Source organism: Nitrobacter sp. TKz-YC02 (genome assembly GCF_049852135.1).
Taxonomy (GTDB): Bacteria; Pseudomonadota; Alphaproteobacteria; order Rhizobiales; family Xanthobacteraceae; genus Nitrobacter; species Nitrobacter vulgaris.
This window is the reverse complement of the sequence record NZ_CP180728.1, coordinates 1,650,236-1,663,330: the sequence shown is the minus strand read 5'-3', so window position 1 is coordinate 1,663,330 and position 13,095 is coordinate 1,650,236. Positions and strand designations below refer to the sequence as shown.

Annotated in this window: 13 protein-coding genes, 1 tRNA gene and 2 pseudogenes; 13 read left to right on the top strand and 3 right to left on the bottom strand. The window is 58.6% G+C overall.

The genetic code is table 11. The features are described from left to right. Positions 1 to 18: 18 nt before the first annotated feature. On the top strand, positions 19 to 291 hold the full coding sequence (locus ACM561_RS07925) for a hypothetical protein (RefSeq protein ID WP_425909262.1): 273 nt from the start codon (positions 19 to 21) through the stop codon (positions 289 to 291). Here ACM561_RS07925 and ACM561_RS07920 read toward each other — a convergent pair. Then, positions 260 to 1,000, bottom strand: coding sequence for a carbonic anhydrase family protein (locus tag ACM561_RS07920; protein WP_425909260.1), 741 nt, complete (start codon positions 998 to 1,000; stop codon positions 260 to 262). The two genes, ACM561_RS07925 and ACM561_RS07920, sit on opposite strands and share 32 nt — an antisense overlap. Positions 1,001 to 1,037: 37 nt before the next feature. Then, complete coding sequence (locus tag ACM561_RS07915) at positions 1,038 to 1,298, bottom strand: hypothetical protein (RefSeq protein WP_425909258.1); 261 nt, start codon at positions 1,296 to 1,298, stop codon at positions 1,038 to 1,040. 999 nt (positions 1,299 to 2,297) lie between these two features. On the opposite strand from ACM561_RS07915, the gene ACM561_RS07910 reads away from it, so the two are divergent. Beyond that, positions 2,298 to 3,400, top strand: a protein-coding gene (locus ACM561_RS07910) for an IS3 family transposase (RefSeq protein WP_425905403.1) whose coding sequence is annotated in 2 segments (ribosomal slippage) — positions 2,298 to 2,559 and positions 2,559 to 3,400 — 1,104 coding nt in all. Because the reading frame shifts where the segments join, the coding sequence is not laid out codon by codon here. Positions 3,401 to 3,634: 234 nt separating this feature from the next. On the opposite strand, the gene ACM561_RS07905 is transcribed toward ACM561_RS07910, so the two are convergent. Beyond that, positions 3,635 to 3,724: transfer RNA gene (locus ACM561_RS07905), tRNA-Ser, on the bottom strand. A 355-nt stretch (positions 3,725 to 4,079) separates the two neighbouring features. On the opposite strand from ACM561_RS07905, the gene ACM561_RS07900 reads away from it, so the two are divergent. From ACM561_RS07900 to ACM561_RS07850, 11 genes and pseudogenes are all read left to right on the top strand, one after another. Then, positions 4,080 to 4,283 (top strand): cold-shock protein, encoded by a 204-nt coding sequence (locus ACM561_RS07900; RefSeq protein ID WP_079446424.1) that lies wholly within the window; start codon positions 4,080 to 4,082, stop codon positions 4,281 to 4,283. A gap of 98 nt (positions 4,284 to 4,381) precedes the next feature. After that, positions 4,382 to 4,486 (top strand): annotated as a pseudogene (locus ACM561_RS07895) (antibiotic biosynthesis monooxygenase family protein); the annotation flags it as partial. A 76-nt stretch (positions 4,487 to 4,562) separates the two neighbouring features. Then, a protein-coding gene (locus ACM561_RS07890; RefSeq protein WP_425905403.1) for an IS3 family transposase occupies positions 4,563 to 5,665 on the top strand; the annotation gives its coding sequence in 2 pieces (ribosomal slippage) (positions 4,563 to 4,824 and positions 4,824 to 5,665; 1,104 coding nt in all). A 31-nt stretch (positions 5,666 to 5,696) separates the two neighbouring features. Next, positions 5,697 to 5,927 (top strand): annotated as a pseudogene (locus ACM561_RS07885) (antibiotic biosynthesis monooxygenase family protein); the annotation flags it as partial. A gap of 352 nt (positions 5,928 to 6,279) precedes the next feature. Next, positions 6,280 to 6,579: a PilZ domain-containing protein gene (locus ACM561_RS07880; RefSeq protein ID WP_425909257.1), complete on the top strand. Its 300-nt coding sequence runs from the start codon at positions 6,280 to 6,282 to the stop codon at positions 6,577 to 6,579. Between the two features lie 148 nt (positions 6,580 to 6,727). Then, positions 6,728 to 7,660 carry a septal ring lytic transglycosylase RlpA family protein gene (locus ACM561_RS07875; RefSeq protein ID WP_425909679.1) on the top strand — a complete coding sequence of 311 codons (933 nt, stop codon included), beginning with the start codon at positions 6,728 to 6,730 and terminating at the stop codon, positions 7,658 to 7,660. Between the two features lie 126 nt (positions 7,661 to 7,786). Further along, complete coding sequence (locus tag ACM561_RS07870) at positions 7,787 to 9,028, top strand: D-alanyl-D-alanine carboxypeptidase family protein (protein WP_425909255.1); 1,242 nt, start codon at positions 7,787 to 7,789, stop codon at positions 9,026 to 9,028. Next, positions 9,028 to 9,720, top strand: a complete 693-nt coding sequence (gene tmk, locus ACM561_RS07865) for a dTMP kinase (RefSeq protein WP_425909253.1) — start codon at positions 9,028 to 9,030, stop codon at positions 9,718 to 9,720. The genes ACM561_RS07870 and tmk overlap by 1 nt, the downstream gene beginning before the upstream one ends. Beyond that, complete coding sequence (locus ACM561_RS07860; protein ID WP_425909251.1) at positions 9,717 to 10,757, top strand: DNA polymerase III subunit delta'; 1,041 nt, start codon at positions 9,717 to 9,719, stop codon at positions 10,755 to 10,757. Before tmk ends, ACM561_RS07860 begins: the two co-directional genes overlap by 4 nt. 52 nt (positions 10,758 to 10,809) lie before the next feature. Continuing rightward, entirely contained in the window at positions 10,810 to 12,798 is a 1,989-nt protein-coding gene (gene metG, locus ACM561_RS07855) for a methionine--tRNA ligase (protein ID WP_425909250.1), read from the top strand. Between the two features lie 159 nt (positions 12,799 to 12,957). Further along, positions 12,958 to 13,095 (top strand): hypothetical protein, encoded by a 138-nt coding sequence (locus ACM561_RS07850; protein ID WP_425909248.1) that lies wholly within the window; start codon positions 12,958 to 12,960, stop codon positions 13,093 to 13,095.

The window sequence follows — 13,095 nt, the reverse complement described above, 5'->3', positions numbered from 1 at the left end:
GGCGAGATCGAGTTCACAATGAAACGGCTGCTCAGTGCAAACCCGCCGGCGAAGGGGATCACCGGCGGGTCAGGGCAGAAGCGCGAACGGATGGCTAATCCGTCCGGAGAATCAATGCGGGGAGTGAGTCAGAGTTCCGCAAAAAAGCGCCGTCGCTGGGGGCATGCGCCAGTTAGCATCCGGTTAAAATATTCCAGCAATCTTGAAATTGTGATCGGTGATTCTCCTATCGAGCCGATCCAGTTTTCTGAGCCGGGGATCATGGAAGAAATTCCACCGCGCCAGTTTTGAGATTGTACATTGCTCCCGCAATCTTAATGGCACCGCTGGATTCAAGACCGATGAGGACGGGACTTTGCTTCCGAATATTAGCAATGGTCATGCCGACATTCGTCCGAGCGACAGCGTCCACGAAATCGTAATTTTTAGCGGACCGTTCACCCGCGTAAGACGTGGCTTGCACGGCTGGCTTGATCTTGGCGAGAAGTCCAGTCAGGTTTCCTAATTCGACGTTGTCGATCGCTCCTTTGATCGCGCCGCAGGATGTATGGCCCATCACAAGCACGACTTTAGCTCCAGCAACTTTGCAAGCGAATTCCAAGCTTCCAAGGATGTTGGCAGATTCTATGTTGCCGGCCACTCGAGCGTTGAAGATATCGCCGATTCCGAGATCCATGATCACCTCGGCTGGCGCGCGCGAGTCGATACAGCTGAGCAGGGCTGCTTTTGGATACTGTCCCTCCGCGCTGGATTCCTGCTCTCGCAGGTAGTTGCGATCCTTCCTTTCGCCGCTGCGAAACCGAGTATTTCCATCCTTCATCGCTTCAATGATTTGTTGAGGCGTAAAGTTATCGCGCTGCTGCTGCGTCAGGGCAGCGGCATAAGAATTTTTTGTCAGGAGCATGCCACCACCGAGGGCTGCGGCCGTGCCAGCAAATTTGAGGAAGCCGCGGCGTCCCCAGCAATGACAGTCTTTGGAATGACCTAACGTCTCGTGCATCAAAATCTCCTGGTTCAGCGCGAACCTAGCAATTCGTCTAGCCGGGGCCCATGATACCAACGGCGAGCTCCAGCCACACGACAAAGAATGTGGCTACGATCGCGAGGCCGCCGGCGATGCGATAGCGAGCGCGGTTTGTCAAAGCCGTCGTCGCCTCGAAGGCGAGACACGCTGCGATCAGCATGCCGCCGAATATGACGAAATCAGCGGTATCCCATTTCACTTCATTGGTGATCTGCATGGCGGCGGCAGGCATCAGCAACATCACCGCGGCGATAAACCAAACCAGATGTCTCATTTTGGGTTCTTCGCCTTCTACCCGATCTCTACAAGGCGGCGGACGACCTCGGAGCGGCCGGGTCGATCTTTCTGATGGGCCGCCCAAGCATCGACCTTCTCAATGAACTCGTCTGATAGCCGAAATGCGCGCGCCGGATTCTTGCCTGTAGCCGGCCGCCCCGGTCTGCATCGATTGGTGCTTATGGTTCAGAGCCATCTTAACAGCGTCACGGAGCGCCACCTCCAGACCGAAAGGACTATCCACCAGCTTCCGAATCCATAAAACAAAAAAAGTCCGCCGGCTAACCCGGCGGGCTTCCCTTGTCTCTAAATCTTCTAGTAGCGGCGATAACCTCGGTGGTATCCGTAACCCCGGCGGTATCCGTAACCCCCATGGTATCCGTAACTTCTGTGCACGTAACCATAGCGACGGACACCGTAGCCACCATAGCCACGATATCCGTAGCCGTATCCTCGGTAGACGGGCGCCGTGCGGATACAACCGTTGGGGCCGCAGACCACGGCAACGTTCTCGACGTTTGAAGCGGGCGAAAGTGGAGCGAGCGGCATTGCAGATGCGCTTCCCGCCGCAGCAAGGCCGAAGAGTGCCGTCAATCCGACAATTGCAAATTTAAGCTTCATGGTCTCCTCCTGTGGCATTCCGATCTTCACACAAAGTAGAAGGTTTAATGTGAACCCGGGATGAGCAACCCGGCCTCACTTAAATCATAAAGTGCGCTGGGGAGGAGCTCAGTCGCTAAAAAGCCCGCCGGTCTCGACCGGCGAGTTATCGATCGTCACCCTCAAACAGCGCATCAATGTGTGCGCATCGCGTCGTATGCGTGAGCAATGAATACGACGGCGCTGACCAAAAGCAGTGCGGCAACTGCGGCTTCCAACATGACGGCTTCCCATTATCGTTTTGGGGAGACGTAGCCGCTTGATCCTGACCCAGGAAGCTGGTCCATGTTGAAGGCAATTTTTTCGGGCATTCTGAACCCCACGGAGGGCGGATGCCATGAAACGGAAGCGGTTTTCGGAGGAACAGATTGCCTTTGCGTTGAGGCAGGCAGAGAGCGGGACGACGATCGAGGAGATCTGCCGGAAGATGGGGGTCTCGGAGCCGACATTTTATCGATGGAAGAAAGTCTATGCCGGCATGGGCGTGAGCGAGATCCGGCGGCTGAAGCAGCTTGAGGACGAGAACGCGAAGCTGAAGCGTGTGGTGGCGGATCTGACGCTGGACAAGGCGATGTTGCAGGACGTCCTGCGAAAAAAATGGTGAGGCCCGCCGTCCGACGTGAGGTCGTATTCCATCTGCAGAAGGTCTACGATATTGGCGAACGACGGGCCTGCAAAGCGACCGGCTTTCATCGCTCTTCACAACGCTACAAGTCGCGCGGCGATCCGCAAACCGAGCTGCGCATTCGGCTGAAGGACCTGGCAGCCAGCCGGGTGCGTTACGGTTATCGGCGTCTCCACGTCCTGCTGCTGCGCGAGGGCTATCGCTTGAACCACAAACGCACTTACCGGCTGTATCGCGAAGAAGGCCTGTCGATCAGGACAAAAACGCCGAAGCGCAAACGGGCCTGGCGCTATCGTTCCGATCGGCCGAAGATCGCCGCCGTGAACCACTGCTGGGCGATGGACTTCATGTCGGATGCGTTGTTCAACGGTCGCCCGTTCCGACTTTTGACCGTTGTCGATTGCCACACCCGAGAATCACTTGCGATCGTTCCGAGAACGAACTTCAGGGCCTTCCAGGTCGTCGAGGTTCTTGAGCGGCTGGCAAGGGAGCGCGGCAAGCCAAAGACCATTCGCTGCGACAATGGCCCCGAGTTCGCCGGCAAGATGCTCGACCAGTGGGCCTATCACAATGGCGTCGAGATCGACTTCTCGAGACCCGGAAAGCCAACGGACAATGCGTTTTGCGAGGCCTTCAACGGTCGCGTCCGGGCGGAGTGCCTGAATGCCTCATGGTTCCTGTCGATGGCCGACGCTATCGAACGGATCGAGGAATGGAGGTGCCACTACAACAATGATCGGCCCCACACCTCGCTCGGCAACTTGACGCCGAACGAGTTCGCACGACAAACTCAAACAGCTCGAGAAATTGCCTGACATCTGGACCACAAAACGGGGCAGCTCCACGCTCAACGTTTCAGATAGACTTCATGGGACCAGTAAATTGGTTTCATTCCTAAGCCGGCAAGACGCTCATTGGGTTTGATCAACCGGACCAATGTTTTCCCTTGGATGGATGTGCCGGCGTCATCGGTATTCTTCTCAGTCCAAGTCACTTGCTAGGTCATGGGAAGAAAATGCGATATAACTAATTGATTTTATTTTATGATATGGCGGAAGGGGTGGGATTCGAACCCACGGTGGGCTTGCACCCACGCCGGTTTTCAAGACCGGTGCCTTAAACCACTCGGCCACCCTTCCAAACGGTTGACACTGTTTAGCTATCGTCGCGAGGCCGGTTGTCGAGACAGGCCATTTGCTATTCAACGTCTCTGGTGCGCTTGTTTATGGCGGCACGTAACGCATCGTCAACCTGCGCCACGGCGTCGGCCTGCATATTCGGCAGGACGTGCGAATAAAAATCCAGCGTGATCCCGCCTTGCTATGGCCAAGCCGTTCGCTGGCGATCTTCGGATCTGCCTCTTACAGCATACTGCAGGTCTCTTCGATGGCGCCGAGCAAAGAGAGACTCGCCGGCGTGAGCCGGCGGTTTTCCTTGCGGCCAGCGAAGCGAGCGCTCATGATAGCTCGATCGTTCCAAAAGGGAGTTGCGGCTGTGGCGACAGGTACAGTGAAGTGGTTCAATGCGACAAAGGGTTTCGGGTTTATTCAGCCCGACAGTGGCGGTAAGGACGTGTTTGTCCATATCTCAGCCGTGGAGAAAGCGGGCCTTAGCTCACTCAACGAGGGCGCCAAGGTGAGCTACGAGGAAGTAGCGAACAGGGGAAAGACCTCAGCAGAAAACCTGCGGGTAGGCTGATCTTCTTGCCCGCCGGCGCTCACCGGCGGGTGATTTTTCGTCGAAGGGAACGCGTTCCACACTCCCGAGACCGGTACAAATTACCAGGAGACTTTCCGATGTTCATTGCCATGAATCGCTTCCAGGTCATCAAGGGAAATGAAAAGGCTTTTGAACAAATCTGGCTGTCGCGCGATAGCTATCTAGGGAGTGTGCCTGGATTTGATCCTGACCCAGGAAGCTGGTCCATGTTGAAGGCAATTTTTTCGGGCATTCTGAACCCCACGGAGGGCGGATGCCATGAAACGGAAGCGGTTTTCGGAGGAACAGATTGCCTTTGCGTTGAGGCAGGCAGAGAGCGGGACGACGATCGAGGAGATCTGCCGGAAGATGGGGGTCTCGGAGCCGACATTTTATCGATGGAAGAAAGTCTATGCCGGCATGGGCGTGAGCGAGATCCGGCGGCTGAAGCAGCTTGAGGACGAGAACGCGAAGCTGAAGCGTGTGGTGGCGGATCTGACGCTGGACAAGGCGATGTTGCAGGACGTCCTGCGAAAAAAATGGTGAGGCCCGCCGTCCGACGTGAGGTCGTATTCCATCTGCAGAAGGTCTACGATATTGGCGAACGACGGGCCTGCAAAGCGACCGGCTTTCATCGCTCTTCACAACGCTACAAGTCGCGCGGCGATCCGCAAACCGAGCTGCGCATTCGGCTGAAGGACCTGGCAGCCAGCCGGGTGCGTTACGGTTATCGGCGTCTCCACGTCCTGCTGCTGCGCGAGGGCTATCGCTTGAACCACAAACGCACTTACCGGCTGTATCGCGAAGAAGGCCTGTCGATCAGGACAAAAACGCCGAAGCGCAAACGGGCCTGGCGCTATCGTTCCGATCGGCCGAAGATCGCCGCCGTGAACCACTGCTGGGCGATGGACTTCATGTCGGATGCGTTGTTCAACGGTCGCCCGTTCCGACTTTTGACCGTTGTCGATTGCCACACCCGAGAATCACTTGCGATCGTTCCGAGAACGAACTTCAGGGCCTTCCAGGTCGTCGAGGTTCTTGAGCGGCTGGCAAGGGAGCGCGGCAAGCCAAAGACCATTCGCTGCGACAATGGCCCCGAGTTCGCCGGCAAGATGCTCGACCAGTGGGCCTATCACAATGGCGTCGAGATCGACTTCTCGAGACCCGGAAAGCCAACGGACAATGCGTTTTGCGAGGCCTTCAACGGTCGCGTCCGGGCGGAGTGCCTGAATGCCTCATGGTTCCTGTCGATGGCCGACGCTATCGAACGGATCGAGGAATGGAGGTGCCACTACAACAATGATCGGCCCCACACCTCGCTCGGCAACTTGACGCCGAACGAGTTCGCACGACAAACTCAAACAGCTCGAGAAATTGCCTGACATCTGGACCACAAAACGGGGCAGCTCCAGATTCGTTGAATTTCATCTTTTGCGTGGACCTGAAGCTGAGGATCACACGCTTTATGCCTCGCACACGATCTGGAAAAGCCGCGACTCTTTCTATGCATGGACCAAATCAGAGGCGTTCCGAGCCGCTCACGCGAACGCTGGCAGCAATAAGCCACTCTATCTGGGTCATCCTCAATTGGAGGGATTCGAAACGCTCCAGACCGTGACTGGTTCTACAACTCAAGGTGAGTAACCCATTGGGGGTCACTCAGCGATTCGCGATCGACACTGCCGATTCCTTCAGCAGAAGGTCAGCTGCTTAATAGAAGGCTTTGCGAAATATATTAAATTGCCGATCTTGATTTTAAGCTGCTCCCCATATTCCTCCCTTACCACCCTAAGGCGCCGCTGAACTTTTATAGAGTGTCGCGACCCGTTTCCGCGAGGAGGGCACCTGGCGCGTCCTGCACGGGGATGAGTGCGGCCCGAACATGTCGGAATTTCTTGCGATTTGTGTATTAGCTGGCCGCATGGAGCCATCCCGCACCTTCGGATGACGATCATAATGACGCTGTAAAACAGACACGCGTGCGGACATACAGGCAATGAATGCACCAACAGAAGACCGCCGCAAACATCCGCGCGTCGAAATCGACGAGCCGGCTTACATTTCTACAAGCGGATTAAGCATGCGGTGCCGGCTGTTGAATGTATCTTCGCAAGGAGCCGCCATCGAGATCCCAAATCCGGCCCTTGTCCCGCCGCGTTTCCAGCTGATGACCGAAAAGGATCGGGTGATTCGGTTCTGCCGGGTCATCTGGATCAAGCAGGACCGGATCGGAATTGCTTTCGATCCGCCGACTGCCGAGGCAGGCTCCGGCGTTCCGAGTCGCGACCTTGATTGACCACCCGTTTTGCTTCTGAAGGGCTCACCCCATTTCCGCCTTGTTTGCTCTGCGATATGTTCACGGCTTGGTATGGGTTATGGACCATATCGTGCTGACCGGCGCGGTGAAGTGGGGCAGTCTGCCGGGGACCGGGTCTTGGGGACGGATGAGGAAACCAAATTCAGATCGAATTGGGCATGCTGCATGCGCTGTGGCCGTCGCGGGCGCGTGCCTGATGCTGGCCAATTGCGGTTCATCAAACAACCTCAGCCGGATCGATCCTAAGTATGGAGTTTCGAGCAGCCCTCGGGTGATCGCCTCTGGCGAGGCGGTGCCAAAAGGCGGCGGCACTTACCGGGTCGGCAAGCCCTATACAGTCGCTGGGCGCGTTTACGTTCCCGAGGAAAACACCAAATATCGCGCCGAAGGGCTTGCTTCCTGGTATGGCGATAACTTCCATGGCCGTCTGACAGCCAACGGCGAGGTTTTTGATATGGCCTCGCTGTCTGCTGCGCATCCAACCCTTCCCTTACCGTGTTATGTCCGGGTAACAAACTTGGGCAACAGCAAATCCCTGGTGGTCCGCGTCAACGATCGCGGGCCGTATCACGGTAACCGGCTGATCGATGTCTCGAACAAGGCCGCCGAGTTGCTGGAGTTCAAGCAAAATGGTGTCGCGTCGGTGCGGGTCGAATACGTCGGACGCGCGCCGCTTGAAGGTTCTGATGATCGGCAGTTGATGGCGACCCTGCGAACGGGCGTGCCCGCGCCGTCGCCGTCCACCGTCAGGATCGCCTCCGCACGGCCGTTTGTCCCCGAACTCACGCCATCTGAACGCTCAATCGGTGGCGATGTCGCGACTCCGCGAGGCCGCTCCCATACGCCCGACCGTACCGCGATGGACGTCGCATCGATCAACGCCGATTCCGAAATGTCTGCGTCCGGCCGCGTCCCGGCGCGTCGGCAGTCCATGGAAGGACCGCGGGAGGTTTCATACGGCGAGGGCAACGTTGCAGGCCATGTCCGCCCCGTCACCGCTTATGCGCCGGTAGACCAGAGCGGACCGAGCGAGCTACTCTCGGGCCGAGGGCTCTATTAAGCGTCGCTCACCTACCGGGAAAGCTTGAAATCTGCTTTGATTTTATCCGACCGCGCCGCCACAGGCGCGGCACCATGTTGTTTGCGACCACCCCAACTGATAAAAGGATCTATTCGGAATCGCACCATGACAACCAGCTCTTCCACGCCCGACAGACGCGGGGGATTCGCCTGGCGCGGTCTGGTGGCCGCCGCCGTCCTCACGATCGGCCTCGGCGGAATCGTGCTGGCTGCCAACAACAGCGTTCAGGGTGCCAAGAAGGAAGAAATCTACGAGACCAGCGCCCCGACCGCTATTTTGATCGAAGCAAGAAGCGGCAGCGTTCTTTTCGAGAAAAACGCAGACGAACTACGTGCACCGTCCAGCATGATGAAGCTGATGACGGTTGAAGTCGTGTTCAACGCCATCACGAAAGGCGAGATCAAGCTCACAGACGAGTACGTCATCAGCGAAAACACCTGGCGCAAGGGCGGGGCGCCTTCCGGCGGATCGACCATGTTCGCCGCGATCAACAGCCGCGTCGCAGTCGACGATCTCCTGCACGGAGCGATCATTCAGAGCGGCAATGACTCCTGCATGGCGCTTGCGGAGGGTATCGCCGGCAGCGAAAGCGCCTTCACAGAAAAGATGACGGCCCGAGCGCGGGCATTGGGCATGACCCGCTCCACCTTCGCGAATTCCAACGGTCTTCCACATCCTGACAACAAGATGACCGTTCGAGAGCTTGCGGCACTCGCGCGCCACATCATTTTGACCTACCCGGATTTTTACAAGCTGTTCGGCGAACGTGAATTCACCTGGAACAAAATTCGTCAGTCAAACCGCAACGCGCTTCTGACTGCTATGGACGGAGCCGACGGACTCAAGACCGGCTACACCAAGGAGGGTGGATACGGCATGGTCGGCTCGGTGGTTCAAAACGGCACCCGGCTGATCGTTGTCGTGAACGGCCTCGAAAGCGCCGACGACCGAGCGACCGCCGCCAAAAAGCTGCTGGAATGGGGTTTTCGAAATTTCGAAATCCGGACCCTGTTTGCTGCGGACCAGCCGGTCGGCTACGCCAAGGTCTTTGGCGGTGATAGCGGCTCCGTTCAGGTCGCCACGTCAGACCCGGTTCAGATCATGGTTCAGAAGAACGGCAACGACAAACTACTCGCGCGCATCGTCTATACCGGGCCGGTCCGTGCGCCGGTTGCGCCGGAGCAGCCGATCGGGGTCATCAAGGTGTGGCGAGGCAAGGAAGTGGCGGTCGAGATGCCGGTTCATGCCACGAAAGCCGTCGGTGTCGGCTCGACCATGCGTCGCGCGTTGGATGGAGCGATCGAGCTTGTCATTGGGATGGTGCGCTCGGGCGCCGCGAAACTCTAATGGCTGACGCCACGCCCAAAGCCGACCCGCCGCGCGGACGTTTTATTACCTTCGAAGGCGGCGAGGGGTCCGGAAAATCCACGCAGATCAAGATTCTCGTCGAGCGTCTTCAGGCGGCGAAGCTGCATGCCATCGTCACGCGAGAGCCCGGCGGATCGCCGGGCGCCGAAATCATTCGACACCTCCTCCTGTCGGGCGTGGGCAAACTGCTCGGCGCTGACGCTGAAACCCTGCTGTTTGCGGCGGCGCGCGATGACCATGTTCGCACCGTCATCAGGCCTGCGCTGGAGCAGGGCATATGGGTGCTCTGCGATCGGTTTGCCGATTCGACCCGCGCCTATCAGGGTCAGTTGGGGAACGTGCTACCCGGCGTGCTGAACGCGATGGAGCGGGTAACCATCGGCGATCTCAAGCCTGACTTGACGGTGATCCTCGATGTCCCCGTTGAGGTAGGTTTGCAGCGCGCAGCCGCTCGCCGTGGCAGCGGCACGCCGGATCGCTTTGAGGCAGAGGACCTTGCTTTTCACCGGAAACTCCGTGACGCCTATCGCGAGATCGCAGCGAGCGACCCGCAACGCTGCGTGGTGATCGATGCCAACGCCGACCTCGACACGGTGGCCGCGAGAGTATGGGCGGCACTGCGCGACCGCGTGCTGACGGCGGACACCGCCACGAAAGCCACACCCGCATGATCGCCCGCTCGGCCACCGCGGAAATGCCGGTCCCGCATCCGCGCGAAACCACCGTGCTTTTCGGTCACAACGAGGCGGAGCGGACGTTGCTCAATGCCTATCGCGGGGGCCGTATCCCGCACGCCTGGCTTATCGGCGGCGCGCCGGGGATCGGCAAGGCGACGCTCGCCTACCGGATGGCCAGATTTGTGCTTGCTCATGGCGATCCCGCCACATCGCAGGTGCAATCGGCCGAAACGCTCAAACTGGACCTGACGCATCCGGTTGTACGCCGCATCGCGGCCGATACCCATGGCGGGCTCCTGACGCTGGAGCGGACGCCCAACGAAAAGGGCGTTATGCGCACGGTCATCAGCGTCGAGCAGACCCGAGAGACGATCGCTTTCTTCGGCTCGACCGCCACTGGAAACGGGTGGAGGGTGTGCATCGTCGATACTGTCGACGAACTCAACCCCAATGCCGCCAATGCGCTGCTCAAGATCCTCGAGGAGCCGCCGCACCAATCGCTGTTTTTCTTGATAAGCCATGCCCCGGCGCGGGTATTGGCGACGATGCAATCGCGCTGTCGCAAGCTGATGCTGCGCCCACTTGCAGCGAACGATGTGATCCGCGCGGCCGCTGAGACAGCGCAGATCGCGCCCGACGATACGTCCTTGCAGGAAGTCGCCTACGCGGCCGAAGGAAGCGTCGCGCGGGCGTTGGCGCTCCTCGGAGGGGGTGCGCTGAAGCTTCATCAGCGGACGACGGCGTTGTTGAACAGCCTTCCGCAGGTCGACCCGGGCGAACTTCACGCGTTGGGGGACGCAATCAGCGGCAGTGAGCGCGCCTCGCTTGGCGCCTTCGTCGACAGTGTGGACCGTTGGATCGGCGAGCGACTCCGCACCAGCGATGCGAACGCCGATCTTCCTCATCTTGCACGGCTCGCGGAGGTATGGGAAAAGATCAATACCGCCGCACGCGAGACTGAAACTTACAATCTCGAGCGAAAACCACTGGTTTTTTCGGTGTTCGGGCTTCTCGCAGAAGCTACCCGATAAGCACTCGGCTTTTGACCGTTCTTTTTCCTGCCTGACCGATAAGGATTTTGTTGTGGCTCCCGCTAAGAAGAAACTGGCCAAGAAAGCCCGCGTGAAGGCGCGCAAGTCGCGTCCCGCCGCCACTGGCCGTAACCCGGCCGCGAAGGCGCGCAGCAAGAAGGCGGCTCGAAAGACCAGCAAACGCAAAAAGACGAACGCGAAGACGACGACAAAAGCTCGTGCGAAGAAACTCAAAAAGACAGCAAAAGCGCGTCTACCAAAAGGGACCAGCAAGACGGCAAAGAAGACGGTAAAGCGAGCGGCAAAGAAGCAGCCGACGAAAAAGCCCTCGAAAAAGGTCGCGGCGAAGAAAAAGGCTTCGGCGAAAAAAGCAGTGTCGAAGAAGGCTGCGCCGAAACGATCCGTCGCAAAGAATCCCGTGAAGAAGGCAAAGCCGCGAGCGCCGCGCACGGTCGGTACGACGACAAAACCGATCCTTTCGAGCACGGCGTCATCGCACACCAATACGTTCTATATCACCACGGCGATCGTTTATCCGAACGGCGCGCCGCACATCGGCCACGCATACGAGGCCATTGCCACCGATGCGCTCGCGCGTTTCCAAAGGTTGGACGGCAAGGATGTGTTCTTCCTCACCGGGACCGACGAGCACGGCCAGAAAATGGTGCAGACCGCGCAGCGGGAAAACATATCGGCCCTTGAACTCGCCACGCGAAACGCCGAACTGCTTCGTAAATTGGATGAGACGCTGAACATTTCGTTCGATCGGTTCATTCGCACTTCGGAACCCGCGCACCATGGCTCGGTCCAGGAAATCTGGAGGCGCATGGCAGCGAATGGCGATATCTACCTGTCGAGCTACGCCGGCTGGTATTCGGTACGCGACGAAGCCTATTACGCGGAGGACGAGACGCTCGTCGGCGACGACAATGTGCGGCGCGGACCGCAGGGCACGCCGGTCGAGTGGGTCGAGGAAAAAAGCTATTTCTTCAAGCTATCGGCCTATCAGGACAGGCTGCTTGCGCTGTACGAAAGCCAGCCTGACTTCATAGGTCCGGATTCTCGCCGCAACGAAGTGGTCAGCTTCGTGAAAGGCGGCCTGAAGGATTTGTCGATCTCGCGCACCAACTTCGACTGGGGCATCAAGGTGCCCGACGACCCCGAGCATGTCATGTACGTCTGGGTCGATGCGCTGACCAACTACATCACGGGCGTCGGTTTTCCAGACGAGAACGACCGCAACTGGCACTATTGGCCGGCCGACGTGCACATTATCGGCAAGGACATCATCCGCTTTCACGCGGTCTACTGGCCTGCTTTTCTGATGTCTGCGGGCATTCCCTTGCAGAAGCGGGTCTATGCCCATGGTTTCCTATTCAACCGCGGTGAGAAGATGTCGAAGTCGGTCGGCAATGTCGTCGATCCCTTCAGCCTCGCCGCGCAATACGGCGTCGATCAGGTGCGCTATTTCTTCCTGCGCGAGGTGCCGTTCGGGCAGGACGGCAGCTACAATCACGAGGCGATCGTGGCGCGCATCAATGCAGACCTTGCCAACGACTTCGGCAATCTCGCGCAACGCTCGCTGTCGATGATCGCCAAGCAGCATGACGGCGTACTGCCGGAGCCCGGAGACTTCAGCGACGCCGACAACGCGATCCTCGCACAGGCGGACGGCATGATCGCGATCACGCGCGAGGCGATGAATATGCAGCAAATTCACCAGGCGCTTAATGCAATCTGGTCCGTTGTCGCCGAAGCCAACCGCTATTTTGCGGGCGAGGCGCCCTGGGTCTTGGCCAAAACCAATCCGGCGCGGCAAAGGACGGTGTTGTATGTCACCGCCGAGGTGGTGCGCCAGATCGCGATTCTGGCCCAGCCCGCGATGCCTGTCGCCTGCGCAAAGTTGCTCGATATATTAGGTATCCCGCAAGGCGAACGAAGTTTCGCGATGCTTGGTGGTCAAATCCGGATCAAACCGGGCACGGCTTTGCCTGCGCCGGTGCCGGTGTTTCCGCGCTATGTCGAACCGTCCGCGGCCTGAACGGTTTACGCTTATGCTAGTCAACAGTCAGCGTGGTAACTGTTTCTGCCGGTTACGCACCATTGTGCCTCGTTACGCGGGCGGCCGCGTAGAATTGCGGCAGGCGTTACGGTCTCGAACCAGCGGCAGCACCGCTCGGTGGAGCGGATGGTGCACAACGTGCTGATCCCCGTGTGGGGCGACAAGGTCATTTCGGAAATCACGCGCCGCAACGTCGTCAAACTGATGGAAGAGATCAACAACCGGCCAGCGCCGATGTACGCCTTCGCGATGTTCGGCTGGACGCGGGCCCTTTGA